General features: G+C 56.2%; 15 protein-coding genes. 7 read left to right on the top strand and 8 right to left on the bottom strand.

What is annotated here, in order from left to right:
* Nucleotides 1-8: 8 nt before the first annotated feature.
* The 4 genes from xseB (at nt 9) to P9292_RS03215 (ending at nt 2,792) form a co-directional block, all read left to right on the top strand.
* Complete coding sequence (xseB, locus tag P9292_RS03200) at nt 9-236, top strand: exodeoxyribonuclease VII small subunit (RefSeq protein WP_244797344.1); 228 nt, start codon at nt 9-11, stop codon at nt 234-236.
* Nucleotides 233-1,204 carry a 5'-3' exonuclease H3TH domain-containing protein gene (locus tag P9292_RS03205; RefSeq protein ID WP_244797342.1) on the top strand — a complete coding sequence of 324 codons (972 nt, stop codon included), beginning with the start codon at nt 233-235 and terminating at the stop codon, nt 1,202-1,204. Before xseB ends, P9292_RS03205 begins: the two co-directional genes overlap by 4 nt.
* Before the next feature lie 86 nt (nt 1,205-1,290).
* Nucleotides 1,291-2,115 carry an HDOD domain-containing protein gene (locus tag P9292_RS03210; protein WP_244797341.1) on the top strand — a complete coding sequence of 275 codons (825 nt, stop codon included), beginning with the start codon at nt 1,291-1,293 and terminating at the stop codon, nt 2,113-2,115.
* A gap of 11 nt (nt 2,116-2,126) precedes the next feature.
* Entirely contained in the window at nt 2,127-2,792 is a 666-nt protein-coding gene (locus tag P9292_RS03215) for an XRE family transcriptional regulator (RefSeq protein ID WP_244797339.1), read from the top strand.
* A gap of 28 nt (nt 2,793-2,820) precedes the next feature.
* Here P9292_RS03215 and P9292_RS03220 read toward each other — a convergent pair whose 3' ends face one another.
* On the bottom strand, nt 2,821-3,039 hold the full coding sequence (locus P9292_RS03220; RefSeq protein ID WP_244797338.1) for a hypothetical protein: 219 nt from the start codon (nt 3,037-3,039) through the stop codon (nt 2,821-2,823).
* A 121-nt stretch (nt 3,040-3,160) separates the two neighbouring features.
* Between P9292_RS03220 and P9292_RS03225 the strand changes: the two genes are divergently transcribed.
* Entirely contained in the window at nt 3,161-4,378 is a 1,218-nt protein-coding gene (locus P9292_RS03225; RefSeq protein WP_244797336.1) for a hypothetical protein, read from the top strand.
* A gap of 8 nt (nt 4,379-4,386) precedes the next feature.
* Here the strand turns inward: P9292_RS03225 and P9292_RS03230 are convergent, their stop codons facing one another.
* From P9292_RS03230 to P9292_RS03255, 6 genes are all read right to left on the bottom strand, one after another.
* Entirely contained in the window at nt 4,387-5,877 is a 1,491-nt protein-coding gene (locus P9292_RS03230; RefSeq protein ID WP_244797335.1) for a RepB family plasmid replication initiator protein, read from the bottom strand.
* Nucleotides 5,878-7,475: 1,598 nt separating this feature from the next.
* The gene (locus tag P9292_RS03235) at nt 7,476-10,130 is read right to left on the bottom strand and encodes an EAL domain-containing protein (protein ID WP_244797333.1); all 2,655 of its coding nucleotides are present in this window, start codon (nt 10,128-10,130) and stop codon (nt 7,476-7,478) included.
* Nucleotides 10,131-10,233: 103 nt separating this feature from the next.
* Nucleotides 10,234-12,816: an EAL domain-containing protein gene (locus P9292_RS03240; protein WP_244797332.1), complete on the bottom strand. Its 2,583-nt coding sequence runs from the start codon at nt 12,814-12,816 to the stop codon at nt 10,234-10,236.
* A 157-nt stretch (nt 12,817-12,973) separates the two neighbouring features.
* Nucleotides 12,974-13,453: a hypothetical protein gene (locus tag P9292_RS03245; RefSeq protein ID WP_244797331.1), complete on the bottom strand. Its 480-nt coding sequence runs from the start codon at nt 13,451-13,453 to the stop codon at nt 12,974-12,976.
* A 983-nt stretch (nt 13,454-14,436) separates the two neighbouring features.
* Entirely contained in the window at nt 14,437-15,588 is a 1,152-nt protein-coding gene (locus tag P9292_RS03250) for a ParB/RepB/Spo0J family partition protein (protein WP_244797330.1), read from the bottom strand.
* The gene (locus P9292_RS03255; RefSeq protein WP_309958024.1) at nt 15,585-16,700 is read right to left on the bottom strand and encodes a ParA family protein; all 1,116 of its coding nucleotides are present in this window, start codon (nt 16,698-16,700) and stop codon (nt 15,585-15,587) included. The genes P9292_RS03250 and P9292_RS03255 overlap by 4 nt, the downstream gene beginning before the upstream one ends.
* A 538-nt stretch (nt 16,701-17,238) precedes the next feature.
* Here P9292_RS03255 and P9292_RS03260 point away from each other — a divergent pair.
* The gene (locus tag P9292_RS03260; protein ID WP_244797328.1) at nt 17,239-17,616 is read left to right on the top strand and encodes a hypothetical protein; all 378 of its coding nucleotides are present in this window, start codon (nt 17,239-17,241) and stop codon (nt 17,614-17,616) included.
* A gap of 265 nt (nt 17,617-17,881) precedes the next feature.
* Here P9292_RS03260 and P9292_RS03265 read toward each other — a convergent pair whose 3' ends face one another.
* Nucleotides 17,882-19,585 (bottom strand): site-specific integrase, encoded by a 1,704-nt coding sequence (locus P9292_RS03265; RefSeq protein ID WP_244797701.1) that lies wholly within the window; start codon nt 19,583-19,585, stop codon nt 17,882-17,884.
* Between the two features lie 657 nt (nt 19,586-20,242).
* On the opposite strand from P9292_RS03265, the gene P9292_RS03270 reads away from it, so the two are divergent.
* The gene (locus tag P9292_RS03270) at nt 20,243-21,235 is read left to right on the top strand and encodes a GlxA family transcriptional regulator (protein WP_244797327.1); all 993 of its coding nucleotides are present in this window, start codon (nt 20,243-20,245) and stop codon (nt 21,233-21,235) included.
* Nucleotides 21,236-21,260 lie beyond the last annotated feature (25 nt).

Consider the following 21,260-nt stretch of genomic DNA (forward strand, 5'->3'; position numbering starts at 1 on the left):
AGATTCCGATGACTACTCCAACCACCCACTCCGGAACTCCCGAAGCCACATCGTTCAAGGAAGCATACGCAAAACTGAAGCAAACGGCCGAAACCATGCGGTCACAGCAGGAACCGGACATTGACGCCTTGGTTCCAATGGTCGATTCGGCTGTCGCCAACTATGCAATCTGCACGCAACGAATCGAGGCCGTACGTCTGTTGCTCAACCAGAAGCTCGGTGTGGAGGGCAAATGATACCCCTTCATTTCATGCTGATCGACGGTAACTCTGTCGGATACGCGAATCAGTACAGCCACACTCTGACCTCACAAGGGATGCAGGTCCAAGCCATTAGCGGAACTCTGCGGTCGATCTCGAGGCGCATCCGAGAATATCCAGATTTCTTTCCCATCGTCCTTTGGGATGGCCGGGCGCAGTGGCGATTCGACCTTTGCGCTGACTATAAGAGCAACCGTCTAAAGAGCGAGTCGTCCCGTGCCGCTCGTGCCGCGTACGAAAAACAGCAGCCATACTTGCGCATCATGGCCGAGAAACTGGGCTTGACCCAGATCGTGGCGCCGTGCGCCGAAGCCGATGACGTCGGGTACCAACTCGCCCTGATCCTGATTTCGATGGGTCACAAAGTTTTGTTTGTGACCAGCGACACAGAGTGGCTGCAAGGCTATCAGGAGGGGCTGAGCTGGCTTGATCCGAAGACAGACAAGTTCATCGCCACTGCGAGCGATATGGAAGCGCACGTAGGAACCAGCGACCCTCGCGCCTATATAGAGGCTAAGGCGCTTGCGGGTGATACGTCTGACACAATCGCTGGCGTACCGCGAATCGGCATCACCACTGCCTTGAAGGTCTTTGCGCAATTCGGTGGTTCAATGGAAGCATTCTACGCACACGCAGAGGCTGGCAAAGTTGATCTCAAGAAAAAGACGCTCAACTCGCTGGCATCCGTTGAAGGCCGCGCGATTTTTGCCCGCAACATGAAGCTGATGGATCTGGCTGCGGCGCCCAAACTCACCGAGTCCGAGATTGTCGTCTCGCGCGAGCCTGTGGACCATATCGTGTTCACCGACTGGGCCGAGCATTTCTCCTTCAGCTCGATTCTCAAGAACGTCGGGGAGTTCATCTCGCCGTTCGAGCGCAGCACCGATCACCTCGGATTTGGGGAGATGCAACGGGCAGTTGCCGCGCTGTCGGCCCGATCTTAACGCGTAGAGATAAAATCACGTCTAACGCACTCGCCGTCGCTTTGCCGGCAGGGTTGGATCGCCGGAGCATTACCTGGAGCCGTGATATGAACGCCTTGGACAAGGTCTTTGAACAAATTGTCAAACTGCCCACCATTCCTCAGGTGGTGCTTGAGCTCGTGGAGATGACCCGAGATGACAATGTCGAACTCACGGATGTGATCGAAAAGGTTCGTCAAGATCAGGCCCTGTCGGCGAAGGTCATCAGGGTGGCAAATTCCAGCTTCTATGGGGAACGGGGTCGTATCTCGAGCGTCGAGCGGGCCATCAAGATTGTGGGGCTCCACACGCTCCGTACCACTGTTATCACTACAGGTGTCATGGCCGCCTTCCCCCGCGTGAAAGGCATGGAAATGGGCCAATATTGGCGCCACGGCCTTACAAGCGCGTACATGGCCCTTGAACTAGCAAGGCTCAACGGGACGGTCGATGTGGAGGAAGCCTTCACCGCCGGTTTGATGCTGGGTTTGGGCGTGCTTCTCATACATCTTCAAATGCCCGACGAGGCGCAGATTATCGGAGAATCTGTAAGCCCGTTGGATCTGGCGAGCCGACTTGAGGTGGAACGCGAGGTGTTAGGATTTACCCATAATGAGGTTTCGGCCGAGTTGCTTGCCCGCTGGCGATTTCCGAAGAGCATATGCGAGGCTATCCTGTATTATTCAAAATCAATGCACGGCAGTCTGCTTTGTAAAATAATATTCGTGTCTGCGGCTTATGCTTGGACCAGAATCTCCGGTCTTGGAACACGGAGTTTAATGTCTTCGCTTGATAAGAAAATGATCAACGAGCTTGGGCTGACTGGGGAATGGGTGGAAGGCCGCGGGGAAATGATAGCCAAGTCGGTCGATTCGATCGTGATTTCGGGGTAAAGGTATTGCCAGTGCAAACAGGACTTCGCCTGTATCAGGCAATAATCGATCAGTCTCAGACGCTCGACATCGAATTCGAAGTCGCGGCTTCTGCGTGCGAACTTAGTGCAGACCTCCTCATGAGTTGCTTTGGGGAGCCAACGCGTGAGAAACCTCATGATCTGTACGAAATCCTGACTCGGAAGCGAATCAACGCAATCTCGAAATTTCTTGATTGCTCGGGGTTCCGTGTTTTTCTGCTCGCCGATGTTTTCAAATGGCATGACTACCGGCTCATATCGTCATCCAGCGTATTCGTAGTAGACAAATCACAGATAGAAGGGAAAGCGAACGAGGCAGCCAGTTACCTTCGCTCGGTCGTTCAAGCAAACATATTCGGCTCGCCTGAATTCATTGTCGAAGAATTCGTTGCAGCGACCTGGTCAAAGACTTTGGCTGAAGCATGTACAAAGGTCGATGTCAGCTATCGCAAACTACTGTCATGGAAAAATCGCGTGACCACGCCAGGCCTCGGCGATTTGAAAGAAGTGCGTCTAATCGCTGAAGCAATGGAAATGGGGACCCCTATCGTGATGGGCTCCCTTGGGCTTCTACAACGTCAAGACTTTCTTCTGCATGAGGAACTGATCGACTTTGAGAAAGAGCTTAACGCAGCTCTGGACGTGGAGATCTGGTAAACCCAGCCTCGGGGAGAACAAACCAGCCTCAGCGGCTCTCCCCTCGCTCCAACCCGTGCTTCTCCTTGAGCCTCCGAACGTAGAGATCAACGGCCTCCTCGACCAACGTCTGTTGGTGAACCTTCTCCCCTCGCGCTACCGTCTCTAAGGCAGCGAGTTTCAGCAGATCCGCCAGCGTACTCTGCTTGAACCGGAATCCACCCGGCACCTTGTTCGGTTTGTCGTCCGTCATGTCGATCGCGTCCATAACACGTATTGATAAGATACTGGCAGTTTGCTACCATCAATCAAAATGCTAGCACCGCTGGCAACGCCAGCATGCCCTCTCAATTCTAGCGTTTCTTGCAAATCCGACGATGGAGACTGGGATGTCCCTGAACACCGAGGCGTTTGCCGCTGATCTTCGCAGGTTGAAGATCCCTCCACCCGACCGCAATACGCTGATGGGCGTCTACGATCTCGAAGGCGACTACATCACGAAGGCGGTGCCGGAATGCGATCGTGACAATGAACGTGCCCTGCACTACCTCCGGGGAATCTTCTTTACGGTCACGCCCACCCTGAAAGAGCGTCTCCAGAGACGGAACATGATGATTCCGTCACTCAAGGTACTTGTGGAGATTGGGAAACGGGAGGGGCCCCAGTTCGCCCGTCGTCTTAAGCAATGGGATGAGGCTGGCGAGGACGGGGACGATTCGAGATACGTCCGCCTCACGATGGCGAAATTTCTTCAGCAGGAGGCGGAGGAAAGCAACGGCACGAGCCGGCCGCAACAATCCCCAAATCAGCGTCAGGGAAATGGGCAAGCGCACGAGCGCCAGCAGCGACACGGACCTCGAACGCCCGCCGCCCAAGATGGGAGCGCGTCCGCGCCCGCACCAGATCGACGCCAGCAAACGCAGCAATCGTCTAGACCCAGCAGCAATCAAAGCGGCCAAAATCGTCCTCCCCCGCCGCCACAACAGCGCCAACAGCCCCCCGAGGCGACCCGCGGCCAGCGGCAGCCGGATGATCGAGACGATTCCCCTGCGCCCCCAGGCGAAGACGTGCCGCAGCAGCAAGAGAAGGACTACCTGAGTCAGCATATCTACGGTGGCAAGGCCGCGGCATGCTTCTCGGCGGACACCACGCGATCAGGAACGGCTACCGTCCGAATCGAGGCGGCGGAATCCAAAGGTCAACGTCAATATGACTGGAAGGACAAGGTATCGATTCAGCTATCGAGCCGGGAGCTTCCGTTGGTCCTCGCCACGATGATGCAGTGGTTACCCCTGTTTGAAGGTAAGGGGCACGGCGCCAACAACGAGAAGTGGTTCGCACTCGAGAATCAGGCAGGCAAGCTGTACTTGTCGGTGAACTGCAAGGGGAAAAACGTTCGCGGCGTCCCGATCATGGCCGGTGATGCGTATTCAATCTGCACCCTGATCATGCGCCAGATGCTGAAGAACGATCCGTTCCTGAGTTCAGAAGCTCTCCTTATGATCGTCAAGAAACAGGGCGAGCTGCATCTGGGGGGCCAACGAGGCACTGCCGGCAACGCGGAGGGAAATCGTAGGCCTGCGCGTGAGCAAGCCTACGCGAACTGATCCACCGATCAGGTGGATGCGGCGGCACCTGCGGTAAGGCTGCCCGTCTCAAGCGCAAACTGGAGCAGTTCTTCCGCGCTCGGCTCCGGTACGTTTTTCTTGAAGATCAGGTCTATGACGGTCGTCTCGACCAGTTTGGTGATCCCCTTGCTGCTGTATTGCTTCCACGCAATGGCGATCTTCCGTAGGTCGTCTTCAACACCGGCGACGATCTCGGCCTGCTTCTCGTCGGTCTGCACGACAAACGTGGCGCGGATCTCCTCTAGCTTCGCCTTTTTCCATGCATCTTTGACGGTGCTCAACGCCTGTTTTGCATCGTGCTTCGCCGGCAGCTTCTCCAGTGGCCGAGGAAGAGCCTGCGTTGCCGGTTGCGCAGTACGGCGCGGTGACTTCGCATAGTTGCCTTCAACGGCGCTCATGAAGAACGCTTTGGGGCTCGTGACAGGATCGTCCTTTTTTTTAAGTCGTTTGTCAGTGTAGTCGGCCTGAGCGAGCAGATACTCCTCGTCATAGCTTAGGGCAACTGATGAGACCTCATCGTCCTGGAGGCCAAACGCGCGTAGACGCTTAATCAGTTCCTCACTGACCATAGCCGGTAGAGAATCCAGTGGCAACTGCGGCTGTTCTTGGTCCTCGAGAACGAACCAGAGTTCGTCCATCTTCCGGCCTTGTTTCGACAGATGCGGAATTACCTTGAATCGAGATTCATGTGCATTGACTTGGTCAAGTGCGCGAACCAGCATCTTGTTAAAGTCGCGGAACTGCGCATGCGGCTCCTTCTGCCCGGAGAGAATGACGCTCCACGTTGTCCAATGTTCACGGAACGTCCTGCGGTTGGGGGACCCCCAGTATCGCGTAGTTATCTCCCACAGGGTAAGCGCGGAGTGACTTGTGAAGACATTCTGCATCCTCATGTCGATCCGGTTGTAGATCTCCGGATCGAGGACACGTTTGGCGAGCTCTGAGGGAAACGAAAACTTTATAGACTGGCCGTCGTCAGAGATATAGACCTCGGCAATCATGTTTGCGACGCCCCATCCGCTGCGACCGCTCTTGGAGTCGCCCCTGAAGTCAAACTCTGCACGGATCGAGGCGACTTCACGCGCCATCTGCTTGAGGTAGTCCCTGCTGTTGGGAGTGTTCTGCCCGCACAGGGATGCGAACTCAGCGACCGATACCTCGAAGGTGACTTCGTCGCCTTTCCTGTTCTTCTGCGCGATGTGGACCATCGCGTTGTATGCTTTGCGTTGGAGATATGTGATCTCGCCATTGGACGACATGTTGCGGATGATGATCGTCTCCGGCGCCTTACGCAGTTCCACCCGAGTTTCAGCTTCTTCGTCCCTCACGACCACCATCTTCGATCGCGAACTCTCTGTCCGACCCACGACAGCACGCTTGCGACGTTGCCGGCGAGTTTTCACTTGCGAGGTGCTCTCCCCGTCAAGGTCGGTCGCCTCGGGCGATTCGCTGAGTGCGAGGTCAGTTTGTGCTGTCATCGAAATGTGCCACGTATCTGTGCTTGCGGCACATTACGGTTAACCGAGGGAAGTGTCAACGTAAACTCGGTTCCAAGCTTCGTGCGAAATGTGCCACGTTTAGTCGATGGTGTATTTCTAAGGCTGAACGCGAGGGGGCGGTTGGAAGGTTCGGCTTTTTCAAAGTACAACAACTTGTTGTGTATATTTTTGAAAAAACATTGAAGTAAACATTACGCACCGAAATTGTTACGCAAAATCAAATAGATAGGACCATCCTCGGTGCCATGCCCAGGTGGTGATGTGCCGAAGTTAGTCGTGAACGTGCCATGATTAGTGATCTAGGGTGCCGTGTGTAGAGATCTGTGCCGCGCTTAGTAAGCCGTGGTGCCACGTTTAGGTAGATGTGCCAACGTTAGAGTTGGCCGCAACTAAACATGGCACATTTACTTCGGAGCCTTATCTGGTAAGGCTTTGTTGGGACCGCAGTGTTGTGGACAAGTAGCGACATGCATACTAAGCGCGGCACATTTGGCACTATAGAAGGCACCGATACCTGTCCCAGACTCCGCTGATTCGCTGAAAACCGGCGATTTCACCGTGGCAGCGGGCTTCTCCAGGTCGTACAGACACTAAGCATGGCACTTTCCCCCTGTTGGGCCGCCGCGACTAATCACGGCACATTTGGTCGCTGTGTGGGGCGTGTCAGCCCGTGGTCGTGCAATGCCCCCCCACTAAAGACGGCACATTTCGCGACTCACTGGGGTGTTGGCTGTCGTCGGGAGGGCCGCTAGTCCCGAAAACCGACTAGCCGTGGCACAATTCGCGCGATCCTAGTCGCCGCTAGATTCCGGTAACACGGACAAACAATACAAACGGATTTAGTTTTTTCACCGTGAAAACGAGAATGACCGACCGCGCAAGAGATATGCGTTCTACCCGTTGTTTCACGGTGAAAACTTAATGACAGATAGCCAGACTCTGCTTGCAAACGCAACTAGGCGGTGGGCTGAGGCAATCTAAACGTGGCACATTTCCGCCTTTCAGTCCTGTCGACTTCCCCTTGAAGCCTTGGCGTCAACAGGACCACGGCTACTAACCATGGCACATTTCGGCCTGCACAGCGTTCCTTCAAACGCTGCCGGGCGCCCCCGCGGGATGTTTTTTGTCGTTTTCCCGTCTGCGCGCGGCCCTTGGAGCAAATCGTACAGAACGTACTAACGATGGCACATTTCGTCTAATCCCAATAGAAACAAGGGCTTGCTTCGGGTGTGTGAGAGCCTCGGTGCGGGCCCGAAACGGTCCGCCTACTAAACGTGGCACATTTGCCGGCTCGGCATTCACGCGCTTCGAGTTCGGAGCACCAAACGTGGCACATTTGCTGGTGCGAGACAGCGAGGCGGCCAGCCTGCCACTCTAACCGTGGCACATTTGAGTTCTTGTTTTGGGTGTCTGCCGAGGTCGGCCTGACTAACCATGGCACAATTCGCAGGCGCGGCCTTGCAAACAGGGGGAACGCCCGTCATCGAAGCTTTTCTGTCGGCCCAATCTGGTCAGGACGTACTAAAGATGGCACATCTGCTTACGCCATCGTCGCGAAGAGGAAATGCGTCAATCAATCAGTTTTTGCTACTGAGCTCGATGAGTTCGCCTGAGGTCATCGGACGACCGAAGTAGAAGCCTTGCAGATACTCGCAGCCGTAGAGAACAAGCTTGTCTGCCTGCTCTTGCGTTTCAACCCCTTCCGCGATGAGTTTCAGGTCCAGACTCTTTGCCATCGCGATGATGGCGCGGGTGAGATTCTGCGTCTGCTCATCATGCTCGAGATCTCGTACAAACGCGCGATCGATCTTGATTGTGTTTAACGGAAATTTCGTAAGGTAGCTGAGCGACGAGTAACCGGTGCCGAAATCGTCGAGCGAGAGGCCAACGCCAATTTCTCGGAGTGCGCTAATAGTCTCAAGCGCGGTTTCGTCGTCTGAAATTAGGACTCGCTCGGTGATCTCGAGTTCAAGCAGATGAGCGGGCAGTTTCGATGTCTCGAGGGCGGCGAACACGGAATCGACGAAAGTTGGATCATCGAACTGCTTGGCGCTTACGTTCACGCTCACAGTGATAGGGCTGGTTAACTCCCGCGACCACTTTGCGGCATTCATGCATGCCTCTTGCAGAACCCAGTCTCCGATTTGTGCGATCGACCCGTTCTCTTCCGCGACCGGGATGAACTTGTCCGGCGGGACGTGGCCGAGATCTTGCGAATGCCACCTTGCAAGCGCTTCGGCTTTGACGATTTCATGCGTGACAGGATCGATGATCGGTTGATAGAGGACGCTGATCTCATTACGTGCGAGTGCGGATCGAATCCGCGCGTCGATGCGGAGCATGTCGTGCACCCGCGCGTTCATGTCGTGATCGAAAAAACAAAACGCGCTCCGACCAGCTGATTTCGCTTCATACATCGCAGTATCAGCGTGCTGGAGAAGTATGTCCGGTTCGGTGCCGTCACCAGGGAAGACCGAGACCCCTACCGACGCGCCTACGGAGATAGACCGGGCGGCCACCTCAAAGGGTGCTGCAAATGCTTCGACGATGCTTTCGGCGACAATCCGGCACTCCATCGGGTCAGTGAAGTCGGACATCAGGAGCACGAATTCGTCACCGCCAAATCTAGCAACCGTGTGTCCAGGACGCAACAGGCCAGAGAGCCTCTGTGCCGCGGCGATCAGCAGTTGGTCGCCGAATGGATGCCCGAGGGTGTCGTTTACACGCTTGAAATGGTCGAGATCGATAAACATGACCGCGCACCTCGTCCCGTCTCGCTTTGAACGGTGGAGGGCATTCGAAAGACGGTCAATGTACAGCCTGCGGTTCGGAAGTCCTGTTATTTCATCAAAGGTGGCCTGCTTAACAAGTCGGGCCTCGTATTGTCGACGGGTCGTTACGTCTCGCATCTGGCACAGGACGTGGGATTGGCCGGAAATGTCCACCGCGCTGAAGGTGTACTCAATCGGAAGCACGGAGTCGTGTGTTGCTGTTTCTATTTCTAGCGACAACGGGGCACCGTGGGAATTCAACACGCGGTTGTTAACTTCCGTGACCATCTGCTTCGTCGTGTGGGCAAGCAGATCAACGACGTTTTTGCCAATCAGCGAACGTGTGTCCCCCGCACCAAACAGCAGGCCGAATTTCCTGTTCGCTACTACGATTTGTCCGTCTCGGTCGCGTACATATACAGCGTCGGTTAGCTCCTGAAGCACGCGATCAAACCGTTGCTCACTTTCTTCGACAGCGGCCGTGCGTCGAGAAAGTTGCCTGAGTTGACGGTGGATGATGACGAGGAGTAAGACCACAACGGCGAGTGACAGATAGGCAATAAGGATAAACCGGACTGCATCTGCCTGCCAGCGAGCTCGTATCTCTTGCTCGTTCATGCCGGTGATAATCGCAAGGGGGTAGCCGGCGACCCGCTCGTAGGCCATCAAGCGCTTCACGCCGTCAATGGAGCTGGTCGCGGTCACGAAGCCGGACACGTGTGTGGAGATTTCTCTGTGTACGGCGTCGCCACCGTAGCTTTTGAGATTCTTCATCGAGCCGGGGTCGGGGAAGCGAGCAATGAGCTTGCCCTCAAGAGACATGACGGAGACGAACACGCCCGTCTTGCGGATCGCTTCTTTTCCGACGAACGCAACGTTCGATACGGTCAGGGGTGTTATAACGGCGCCAATCAATTGTCCGGAGCCGTCAAGGACGCGCTTGGTTGCATACACCCCGATAGAACCATCCACGTCGGAGCGAACTGGTCCCAACAAAATGATTCGATCGGTGTGAGCGGTACGAGCAGCACCGATCGCGATTTTGCCGATGGTGAATGACCACGGGACCGGGTCGGGTCCGGTATGGAGGACCGGCGCCCCGGCAGTGTCGACGACGACTAAAGAGGACACAGGGGTGCCGATCTGAGTACTCTGAACGGCGGCCAGGGTCTGGGCAGCGTCTGGGCCGGACTGCGGTGCGCGAAGACCAGGACGCGCCGAGATTCCCGCGGCCGACAACACGTCGGAGACCGAGTCCATGTAGTCCTTCAACTGCGAGGCAGCGGCCGACGACAAAACCTTCAGGTCGCGCTGAACTTCATCTTGTGTGTCCGCGCGTGCGTCATAGATCTCGTAGATGACAAAGCTGAAGACCAGCGCAGCAATCGCCGCTCCCACGTACACGAGAGGCAGGAAGACCCCTCGCGTGTTCTTCGATCCTTTACCGCCCCAGCGAACCATAGCCGTATTCACTCCACTGGCCTTCAGAACTGGTCGTGCGGTGAAGGCCGAATCCGAAAACAAGAAAATTAATTATACGTGTTATGTATAAAAACACGCAATTTCAGGGGAGTCCAACGGGCTGTGTGTCGGCAAGTGCGTTTGCTGTAAGCGCGCGGCCAAACAGCGGACCGGTCGCGTGGTTGACACCCATATTCGACAGCATCGAAGCTGTCTCGTCACTTTCGACTCCGGTGGCTATCACACATATTTCGCCTGCGGCCGCGGCGGCAGTGAGAGCCGTCATGAATGCAAACGCGTCGTCCTGTTCAACTGCCGCATTGATGATGGAATGGTCCACGATGACGCCATCGAGGCCAAGCGATAACAGTTCGGTCAGAGATGCGAGCCCGACCCCGAAATCACCGAGGTAGGTGGTGAAGCCTGCCTTCTGAAGTTGGCGAATGGTTGCTCGAGCGTGGTCAAGTTTCTTCTTTGGGAACAATTCTGAGACGAAGATACCGACGCGAGCGGTCGGTGAAGCGCTCCAATTCATTGACGAAAACATATGGACGAGCTCGCCCGAGAGAAAACAGTCTTGCTGTACCGGGATGAGCAGTTGTGGCACACCTCGCCCCGAAGCGATCGTCGCGATGTCTTGCTGTACCGCCGTGAGGACGCTCGTATCGGCCAATCGGCAGAGGTTGGCCTCTTCGATGATTGAGAGGAATCGGTCCAGGGGCGCGTTGCGCTCCGCCATCCGAATGTGCGGAGAAACGAGTGCGCCGATCACGTTGCCCGTCTCGAGCTCAATAAGCGGATCGTACAATGCGTAGACATGGCCGTTCTTGATTGCTTCACTGACCGTATCTGCCTGGCTCTGGAACCGAACGAGTTGACGGCGGACCGCGTCGTTGGCAAATCTATACGGCCTCACGTCGGTAGAAGACGCGGCGGCATTCGCAGAAGCCAGTAAAGTATCGTCAGTGGTTCCGTCAAACGGGAAAAGTGCAATGCCAACTCGACTAGCAACTTGCACTTTGCTATTGCCCAAGTGTAGTGGCGCTTCATAGGCAGCGATAATTCTCTGAGCAACGCGCGCCATATCCACAGGTTCGACGATGTTTCGCAACAGGATAAAGAAGCGTCCCAATCCGTCGGATGCCAACGAATCTGAGTCGCGAGTGATTGTTAGCAGGCGGTCGGCGGCGAGAGACTGAACGCTTTCCGAGAGCGGCAAACCGGCGGCGAGATCGACATGCACCGCGAGGACCGCATGACATGCATCGGTATCCTTTGCCGAATTAAACAATTCTGCGAGGCGACCGCTGAAGGTGACGACGTTAGACAGGTGGGTGACAGGATCAACCGTCGCGGCGTCGATCAGGCGGGCCTCATGAACCTTCTGTTCGGTTGCGTCGTGGATGGTCACTACGACACCGTCCTTTTGGACGCGTCCTGTGAGGAACGCCTTGATCTCAGAATCGACCATTCTGCCGGTATCAGCCAAGAGACGGCCATCCCAATGCATTCCAGCGGGACAAACAGTTGTCTGTTTCGAGACCAAGGCTGCAAACATATCGCGTGCCACTGGAGGCAAAAGCGATTGAAGCTGCTTCCCGCTTAGTCCAAGCCCGGTCGTGTCACCTAGCAGGGAGAGAGCGCGATGGTTTGCGAATCGAATCCGGCCGTTGAGGTCGGTGGAGATCACCCCATCCCCCAACTTCGAAAGAATCTCGATAAACGTGGCTTCGCCCTTCTCTGCCCGGTTGGCGAGATCAATCAGACGGTCTACCTGACGAAGGACAAAGAACACAAGAATCCAGATCAATATCAGACCGGCCGCAGTCAACCCGGCGATGTAGAACGCCGTCCTGATCCAGCGGGCATCGACAACAGAATCATCGATAGAGACATGTAGTAGTAGCGGGGCTCCGCCCACTTGCCGGACGATCTTTTGCACTGGAGCATTGGCGAATATAGCGGTGGCAGGCTCGTCCGAAACGCCTCGCCCCCATGCATCGACAGCCTCCTGACCGAAGGCTAGCAGGTCGATCCCGTCGGTTGAAGAAGCAATCAAAGGCCGACCGGCAGCCGTGATAAGAGCAACCTTGACACCTTTGTCGTTGATGACCGCGCTCACCGTCTTTTCAAAAGGCGAAAAGTCAATCCAGCTCGTTGCTATCCAGCGAGATCGTCCTGAGCGATTCAGGAGGGCCTGTGAGGCGGAGACATGTCCTGGAGAAGCTGGCGTTGGCCCTTCAAACACCAAACCCTCCGACACGAGTGACGCCAGTGCCGGGGCATATGGCGGCGAGTCCAAGGGCTTTTCGGACGCGTCAAAGAGGAAGTTGCTGGCAGCATCGTAGAGGAAGAGATTGTCTACTGACGACTGTAGGGCGATCGCGCGCACTCGTTGCACAGTCTCATCCTGTGCTTGATGAGCGTCTTCGCTGCGCAGAAGGGTGCGCCCTACTTCGTTAATCACGACGCGCTGGCTTCGTACGATATCCGCAGCCTGTCGTGAAAGGGTTGCCGAATAGACAGAAATGTCGGATCGAGCTTCGCGGTATGCGTCGTTCCGCCGATCGCAAACCTCGTAGCCTGCGATGGATGTCAGGATAAGACTAGACATTAACCCAACGGCAATGATCATCCGCTTGGGCTTCTTCCCACGCACCTTTTTACGTACTTTGCCGTCTTCCACTTCCCGTTTCCCAGCCAGAGTCTTCCCAGCCTTCAAAATTTCGCGATTGGTTGGATTTCTCCACACGTAATTATACGAAGCGGTCCTGCGACGCAATTGCGGGAATAGAGGGCAAAAAAACACCCCACGACGAAAGTCGATGGGGTGTTTTAGGGGGTTAAATGAAGTCGAAGCCGGGAACACCTTCGGACTGGTCGGCCTGCTCGGGTTGACGCTGCCCGTTCTCCTGAGGAGGAGTCGGTACCTGCTCAGGTGCTGCCTGTTCCTGACCCGCGCGGGTGCCGGTCTTCTCGACGAGCGCGATGCTGATGTACGGGCGACCGTCTTTTTGCTTGCGCCAGCCAGATATGCGCATCTCGCGGCCAAGCCCGAAGCTGCCAGCGTAGTCGGGTGAATCGGCGTCCTTCTTCTTCTCCTCCTTGAACATCGTGGCAGGAATGCCGCCGACGGAAAGTGAGTAGTAGTCTTTGCCGTTGTTCTTCGTCCACACCGCGACATCGAGAGTGAGGACATTCTTCTTGTTCTCGTCGAGCGGGATCTTCAGGAAGCCCGTGAGAATCGGGTCGTTGGGCTTGCTCTTATCGTGATTCGGAAAAAGAGCACCTTCTCCCGACTTGATTACGATTGCGACCGACATGGTTGAATCTCCAGAAAGGTTGGTGAGTGCCGAGACAAACTTGCGGGTTGCCTTGGTGTCCGGATATGGAACACAGCAGAGTGTATTCAGGCACAGCGCGGTTATATACCAATACATAACACGTAGCAATATGGTGTCAGTATCTATATATCGAGTCTGCCCGACCATCTGGAGTTTTCACATTCTTGCAGATACGCAAATCGGCGCCAGCATACCGACCGTGGTGACAAGGTAAAGAAGGTTTTTCACCGTGAAAACTTGATTTCAACGGAGGTGGTGCCCTCTACTTTTGCTAGCGAACGAGATCGTGGCGATATTTTCACGGTGAAAACACTCCTCTGTCGTCCCGCATCTTTTCAATTTTCGCGGTGAAAACGGAACATCCGTCTCCATGCGGTGTTAGTCTGCGCTGCGTGCGACGAACCCGATCGTACGCCGGGCGCAGGACATTGCGTTTTCACGGTGAAAATGCTCGCGAGCACCTTTTCTGGACAGGCGGCTTTTCACCGTGAAAACGTTCGCTCACGACAGACAATGGCGTCGGCGAGCGATCTGGGCGGCCGTGGCAGATCGGGCAATGAGCAATCAGCAATGGGTAATGAGCAATGCGCAATGCGCAATGCTCATTGCGTTGTGCTCATTGGTCGTCGCATCCCATATCAGCGCATTCGCGACGAATGCGCCGAAGGAAGCTGCTATGGTTCGCGGCGGCGACTGGGCAATAACATCTCGCGTGGCGGGTTTGATCTTGCGAGCGAGCTCGTACCGCGTTTGACCTACGTGTGTGTGAGCGATCTGTCGGCCGTGCGCTCGCGGTCGCTGCCGAACGCGTTTTCACGGTGAAAACTTCGGCGCAACGTGCGCGCCGTCTCGTCGGCCGTTGCGGAAGTGCTGGATTTCATTTTTCACGGTGAAAACTCTGGAGCATGTCACCGCCGAAAAAAAACCCGCCTCGGGCGGGTTTTCACGGTGAAAAGTGAGAGCTACTCGGATGTGGGCGTCAGGTCGACCAAGTCGGCGCCAGTAAGCATCTTCTCGATGGCCTTCAGAAGCGTCTCCGGGTTCACATCCTTAGGGCATTGAAGGATTAGCTTTCGTCCGTCCACCTTGACCTCGGCAACCGACTTGCCGCCGATATGCAGACTGCGAGGCGCGAGCACGACGCTCGGATTCTTCATCCGCCGCACCTCCGTCTTGAGCCAATTGAGCGCGCTCTCTTGCGACAGCTTGGTCTTCTCGATCTTCGACACCGCCTCGATAACCTGAGGCCGGTAACCCTGCTCGGCAAACGATACCAAATCGGCAACGACCTTCGTACCGACCAAGAGAGGATTGACCGTGAGCATCTCAACGACTTCGGACGGGAGCTTGAAGTAAGCGAGGCAACGGCTGACGGTGGCCATGCTTCGTCCGACGCGTCGCGCGAGTTCGCGCTGGTTTTCGACTACCTTGTCGTCGAGCAGCCTCTTGTAACTGCGCCCTCGCTCAAAGTCAGCCAGATCCTCGCGAGCGTCGTTATCCGTTGTGGCCATGATCGCGGCGTCTGCATCACTGAGCTCGCGCACGAATGCGGCGATCGTGGGAAGGCGCAACAATTTATGGGCGAGCAGCCGGCGCTCACCGGCGATCAATTCATATCGCCCGTCAGATTTAAGGCGAACGATGACTGGATTGTTTAAGCCGGAGTCGGAGATCGTATCTGCGAGAGAGGCGAGGGCCTCCTCATCGAAGATGATCCGTGGCTGATATGGGGACGGATCAATCATCTCCAGCGCCAGCAGTACCGCCGCATTTAAGGCCTTGGGAGCCACGTCAGGTGTGGTCGCACGGCCTACTCCCTTCGCTTGGGGCCGAGCGGGGGACACGGAGGTAGCGTGGGGCGCCGCGCTCTGCGGAGCGTCGGAACGTTCCAGCGCCGAGCCGTTCACGGCAGGGGAGGGCATCGTGGGCGCGGGCGTCGCAGCACCGGCAGCGCCATCGACCGCGATACCCTTTTCCCGAAGGATCTCGGACATTGAGCGATCAATGTTCGTGGGCGGGAGTTCGGCTACTCTGACGCCCTGGATATGCTTAGGCTGATCTTCGCCGTTGCTGCCTGGCTGCGGATCATAACCTAGCCTTCGAGACTGCTTCATTTCGTGCCCTCCGTAAACGCGCGAATTCTCGCGACAAACTCATCAAACACGTCGCGCATTGCACCGAGAGAATTGTCGGTTCCTGGGCGCCACATAGACAAAGGAATTCCTTCATCGAGACTCTTGGAATAGTCCTCGGAATAGAACAGCCGGCTCTCAGTCACTTTGCCCGGGAACAATGCGACGAGCTGCGACAGATTGCGCTCGATTCGGGGACGGTTTTTTACGTACATTGTCGGGATAGCGACAATTTCAGGCGCTCGCTTGAAGTCTTTTGCGAACTCGTTCAGCTTGTAGGCCAGACGAGAAAGGGCGCGATACGAAAATTTGTCCATGCGGATGGGACAAATCAGAAAGTCCGCTGCGACCATCGAATTGCGCGAGAGCAGAGAGGCCGGCGCATTATCGATGATGATCACGTCATACCCCGAAAGGTCGCAGTGGGGGATCTCCCCTGCGCGAGCCTGTTCAAAGAACAATGAGTAGCGGAAGTCCGAACCGTTGGCGCTGCGTAGCGCAGCGTCCATGTCATCCAGCGAGTCCTCGGCCGGAATCAGGTGGGGGCCAAGCTCCCCGAACGGCTTCTTGATCACTTCGTCCAACGTCATCGGTTGATAAAAGTTGCCGATGCGCATCAGGTTGCCAATGTGTCCGGAGATACCACGATCCGCCGGCACGCCCAATTCGATCAGTTCCTCGGCCGTCAAGTCGGGATCGTATCCGAGCATGGTCGACGCGTCGGCTTGCTGGTCGTTATCGATCACCAGCACCTTCAGACCCATGTATGCGAACTGGATCGCGAAGTCGCACGTGGTGGTTGTTTTGCCAGTGCCGCCTTTCGGAACGAAGTTGGCGACGGTGATAGGCCGGGAGAACGCCTTGGTGCTTTTATTATCGCGACGAATGCGTGCGATCTGGAAGATATCTGCAAGGGAGTAGCTGCGGACCTCGACTGAGCCGCGTGAGACCCGGGAGATCTTCAGTTGGTTGTCGCGTTCAATGATCTTGAGGGTCTGCGGGCTAATCCGCAACGCGTCTGCCGCGAACTGGGGAGGAAAAGACAGACTGGCAAAATCTGTATACGCATCTACTTCGAGTTCAGTGACCGTCATGGGCAACCCTATAAGCACGAACCGGGTGAAAAATCAATTCCGGCAGATTCTAGGCGCTAGACGGTAGAGGAGCAAGGGAAAACGGGGATCGCTATATAGTTTTCGCCATAAAAGCGACGTTTTACCGTATAGCCATCAGCTTTAGAGGACGCGGAGTTCGTATCCTGTCCCGTAGGGTATTCTGGGCGTCGCGTTGGGCAAGGGCATAAACACCTACGGTTTCGCTGCTTGCGTCCTTCATTTTTTTTACTAAGGTGAGTAGAAATCGTCCCAAAATGGGGAGTTTTTAATGGACATCTTTGCGGACTCGCAGGCGGGCTCAATCAAGGCCCCGCCGGGAACAGGGGCTGCGCAAATAGTGCGGAGATTGCGGAACGGATTCGGAGCTGCCCTAGTCGGCGCGCTGATCACGAACCTGATTCTCAGGCATATAGACATTCCGCAGGAATTTTGGGCCGAAGTGCGGATCGCCTACTGGTGCATACTGGGGATCTGTTTCGCCGTAGGCTTCCTCCTCCTGTATCAGAGGGGAAATTAAATGGGCTTGCTCGGCGACAAGCAGGTCGAGTTCATCGAAGGCATCATCTTTCATGCGGATTTCGTCGACACGGTATCGCTGATTGTCGCCGTTGCCTTCGTTATCATCGCCCGGAGAAGGCGACGGCGTTTTAGGGCTGCAACCGACACTGGGTTCTGGTCCATGACTACCGGGACAGATTTCGTCACGGGTGGGGGACTGTTTCCGCTTCTCGCCCTGGCGGCGTCCTTTTTCTCAGAGCGGCTGCTAACAAATCTTGTCCATCACGACCATATCGTTTTGCCGTTGGCCGGGATATCTTCTTTTTTTGCCATTGTGCACATGGCGCTGCACGAGACGGGGCCAGTCAAAACGGGAGCTGCCGAACAAGTTGGTTAGGTCCGACGACGGCGCATTCGTGAACGAAAATTACGTCGTCGCAGTTCTTCCAGTGGCATTTCGTGAAACATCGCGCGTACGCTGTCGATTCCTTGAAACATGTTGATGCACGGGCGTCTAAGCCGGATTTGCACAGAATGTTTCACGGTGACATTTGTTTTTCCGCGTAGAAAAATGGCTCAACTGCGAGGCAAGTAGGCCCGCGTGACAACTCTTCGAATCGGCGTAACAAACGATACGTAATATGTAGCGACTTCCAAAACAATTACTTGCGTGCGGTAAAAGCATCTGCCATTTGACGCGCTCGCTTGACCTCGTCACTGTGAAGGTAAATCGAAGTCGTCGATACCGACGCATGGCGGAGGTTGTCACGTACGGCTGTCAATTCCGCTCCGCGACTTAATGCGTGTGTGGCGTGCGTATGCCTCATCCAGTGCGGGCTGGCTCGACGCAGTTTGTCAGCGAGTGGCGCGCGATCCGCCTCGATCGCTTGGGCGGCGAGCAGGAAGAACCGGCGCATGACCATCCACAGTCGAACGCTACTGATCGCTGAGCCAGTGTCTGCTTCCAGGCTCCCGATGATCGGTGTTTCCGGGTGCCAGCGAACGGGCACGACTGGAAGACCTCGTTCGGACAAGTAGCGAGCCAGAGCATCCCATGCTAGCGGGGGCACGACGACCCTTGCCAGCTTATTTCCTTTGCCCCTTACACGGAGCCAATGATCGCCACGTGCGTCCGTTTCCATTTGGCCGAGCGTCGAACCAACCAATTCGCTCGCGCGCAATCCAGTCGAATAGCCGAAGTCGAGCAGGAAGCGCAGACGCTGCGCGGCGGGTGCCGTCCAGCCGTTCGACCATTCGAGCCCATCGGCGATGGTTCGAACGAGCGCCCATTCTCCTTCCGTGAGGGCGCGTGAAGCATCAAGCGTCACTGCGCCGCCACCTCGTGCTTTCACCCCGGAAAACGGATTGGCGAGGACATAGCGCTGCTCGACGAGCCAGCGAAACAGCGCGCCCACGATCGACAGTGCATGCGAGACCGAGCGGGCGGAGAGATTACCGTTGAACGGTCGCCAGTCAGGGGAGCTGCGTGGACGGACCGGACCGATCCAGCGCTCACGCGGCGTCGGGTGCCGTAGAAACGTGCGGTAAGCGATCGCGTCCTCGGTCGTGAGAGACGAAAGCGCGCGGCCACGTTCGACAATCGACCACAGGATAAGTCGCTCGGCTTCCTTCCTGTAGGTCCGCTGTGTTGACGGCGACTCGTGCAAGGCGAGCCAGGTCTGGACTGCTGCGTAGTCGTTCGACGCGTCGAGCGTGCAGGTTGCGCGTGGCGCCCGGAACTTGCCTTCGGAGCCGTCAACCTCATGCGGCAGCCTGATGGCTTCCCACGGCACTATGTCGTTGTGCTGGCTCGCTGCGATAAGTGCACGAGCTCTGTCCGTCAAAGCGGGCCAGGCAGCAAAGAACGCCTCTATTGAATGTGCGCTCGCTGCGCCCAACCCAGACACTGCCTTCCACCATTGACGACGGCGCGGGATTCGGACAGTCAGGTCGGCGAGTGTCTCGATCCCGTGAGCGCGAAGTACCCGCACGACTCGAGGCGCGAACCATCGCGCAACATCGTCGGCGATTCCGGGTTCGGGCGGGCGCGCTGTTCGGAGCGCCTCAATCGCCAGCGCGACGGCTTTAGCATGTTGGTCGCGAGTATGCGCCGGATGAACAAGCAGTTCGACAAGGTCGTCGCGTTGCGCAGCCTCAGCGATGGCCACGAGTCTTCGCCTTATCTGGCCCAGCACACCACGGGCCGATCTCCCTTCACCGAGCGCTAATGGTAGATAGCGAAGCACAGCCTCCCGCGTGGACAGGCCGGCATACCAGGCGCGCAGCGCGGCAAGCTCGTCGGCACCGGGAAAATCTCCGGGCACTTCATCGCTGGATTGCAGCGGCAGGGTGTGACGCGTTTTCATCATCATGAGTTTAGCGCAAAAATGGAGCCATTAAGATAAGAAGAGTTATCCTAATAGCTGCGTTTTGTGTTGCGAAAGCGTCGAACATGATCCTCGCGGGTGCAGGCTTACCGCAGGCAAGGAACGTTTGATCTTATGGAGTGCGACTTCTGATCGCAAGTACAATGGCGATGCTCCATTCAAGCGGCTTCTCCACCAGTGCCAGCTACAAGCGCTGAGGATGAAATGGTCGCATGAATAGGGGCGCGCGCAAGTCTTCGAATCCAGGAAGAAAGATGTACACGGCCAACCAGTGACGTCACCATTTCCATAACGTCGAGTAGCAATTCTGTACCTCAGTGAGAAAGCTGCAAGGGTGCAACCAGCCCCACCCATGCGGCTCTGGCAGTGGTGTTTGGCCACATTGATGCCACACGCCACGCCAACTCTTGCTGTCACGGATAGTCACACTGACGTATGGATCACGCGGCTAAAGCTGCGGATGAATCTTGCAGTAAGAGCGAGTCACGGTCGCTTGCGCCCGACGGAGAACTCCGACAGCCGTTTGGTCGGCTAGGCCTCTTTGCGCCGAGAGACTAAAATCGAGTTGCGTTCTGGGGCCACGCTTCAGCGCGGGGCTAACCCCACGCGGCCTGCGGAAGAAAACGGGAACGGCACATGAACATCACAGTCGACGTCATCATTTATCCAGGGTTTAAGGCGCTGGAAGCAGTAGGCGCACTCAGCGTCTTCAAATATGCCAATGCTCATTTGAAACAGCGCGGTCGCCCGGGCGGGTACGACGTCAAATTGACCTCGATGTCCGTCGGACCGGTCTTGTCGGAAACTGAGATTCCGCTGTTTGCGGAAAAGAAGCTCTCATCTCTCAACGTCCCTCATACTGCAATTATAGTCGGAGCTTGGAACATTGAAGGCGCCGTGAACAACGCGTCCGATATCGTCGAATGGTTCAGAGCGTGTACGTCGCAGTTGCAACGGACCATCGCCCTGTGCTCGGGCGCCTTCTTTCTCGCGCAAGCTGGGATGCTGAACGGAAAACGCGCCACGACACATTGGGCAGTCGCCGATATGCTGCAGTTGAGCTATCCGGCCGTGGAACTGGATTCGGACTGTATCTTCATTCAGCAAGGCAAGGTCTGGACGTCGGCAGGGGTAACAGCGGGGCTCGACTTGGCTCTGGCGGTCGTAGAACAGGACTTTGGTGCGGACATCGCACTAGATGTCGCACGAGACCTGGTCGTGTTCCTGCGACGCGAAGGCGGCCAGTCTCAGTTTAGTGTACATCTTGATTGCAATGCGACTCAGAATGTAAGCATTCGTGACCTGCAGAACTGGATGCTTGGAAATTTGGCTAAGGATCTCGCGATTCCCGAGATGGCCTCTCAAGTTGCAATGAGCGTCCGTAGTTTCAATCGATGCTTTAAGAAGGCAACGGGGACGACTCCAACAGCCTTCCTGTTACATGCTCGAATCGAAGCGGCCAGGCGAATGTTGGAGGCAGGCGACCTACCAGCGAAGACGATAGCCGCAAGTTCGGGATTTAAGACCTACGACGCGATGCGTAAGGCGTTTCAAACGGTGCTTGGCGTGACGCCAATTGCCTATCGTGACCGCTTCGGCGCCACTGCGGGAAGCAGCGCCGAGGGGTAAGGCAGCGAAGGCGTATGCCTACGAC

The organism is Caballeronia sp. LZ001, from assembly GCF_031450875.1.
GTDB lineage: Bacteria > Pseudomonadota > Gammaproteobacteria > Burkholderiales > Burkholderiaceae > Caballeronia.

Excerpts from the sequence above, each read along its gene's own strand:
- xseB (WP_244797344.1), top strand. The coding sequence starts at position 9 with ATGACTACTCCAACCACCCACTCCGGAACTCCCGAAGCCACATCGTTC.
- P9292_RS03205 (WP_244797342.1), top strand. The coding sequence starts at position 233 with ATGATACCCCTTCATTTCATGCTGATCGACGGTAACTCTGTCGGATAC.
- P9292_RS03210 (WP_244797341.1), top strand. The coding sequence starts at position 1,291 with ATGAACGCCTTGGACAAGGTCTTTGAACAAATTGTCAAACTGCCCACC.
- P9292_RS03220 (WP_244797338.1), bottom strand. The coding sequence starts at position 3,039 with ATGGACGCGATCGACATGACGGACGACAAACCGAACAAGGTGCCGGGT.
- P9292_RS03225 (WP_244797336.1), top strand. The coding sequence starts at position 3,161 with ATGTCCCTGAACACCGAGGCGTTTGCCGCTGATCTTCGCAGGTTGAAG.
- P9292_RS03230 (WP_244797335.1), bottom strand. The coding sequence starts at position 5,877 with ATGACAGCACAAACTGACCTCGCACTCAGCGAATCGCCCGAGGCGACC.
- P9292_RS03235 (WP_244797333.1), bottom strand. The coding sequence starts at position 10,130 with ATGGTTCGCTGGGGCGGTAAAGGATCGAAGAACACGCGAGGGGTCTTC.
- P9292_RS03245 (WP_244797331.1), bottom strand. The coding sequence starts at position 13,453 with ATGTCGGTCGCAATCGTAATCAAGTCGGGAGAAGGTGCTCTTTTTCCG.
- P9292_RS03250 (WP_244797330.1), bottom strand. The coding sequence starts at position 15,588 with ATGAAGCAGTCTCGAAGGCTAGGTTATGATCCGCAGCCAGGCAGCAAC.
- P9292_RS03255 (WP_309958024.1), bottom strand. The coding sequence starts at position 16,700 with ATGACGGTCACTGAACTCGAAGTAGATGCGTATACAGATTTTGCCAGT.
- P9292_RS03260 (WP_244797328.1), top strand. The coding sequence starts at position 17,239 with ATGGGCTTGCTCGGCGACAAGCAGGTCGAGTTCATCGAAGGCATCATC.
- P9292_RS03265 (WP_244797701.1), bottom strand. The coding sequence starts at position 19,585 with ATGAAAACGCGTCACACCCTGCCGCTGCAATCCAGCGATGAAGTGCCC.
- P9292_RS03270 (WP_244797327.1), top strand. The coding sequence starts at position 20,243 with ATGAACATCACAGTCGACGTCATCATTTATCCAGGGTTTAAGGCGCTG.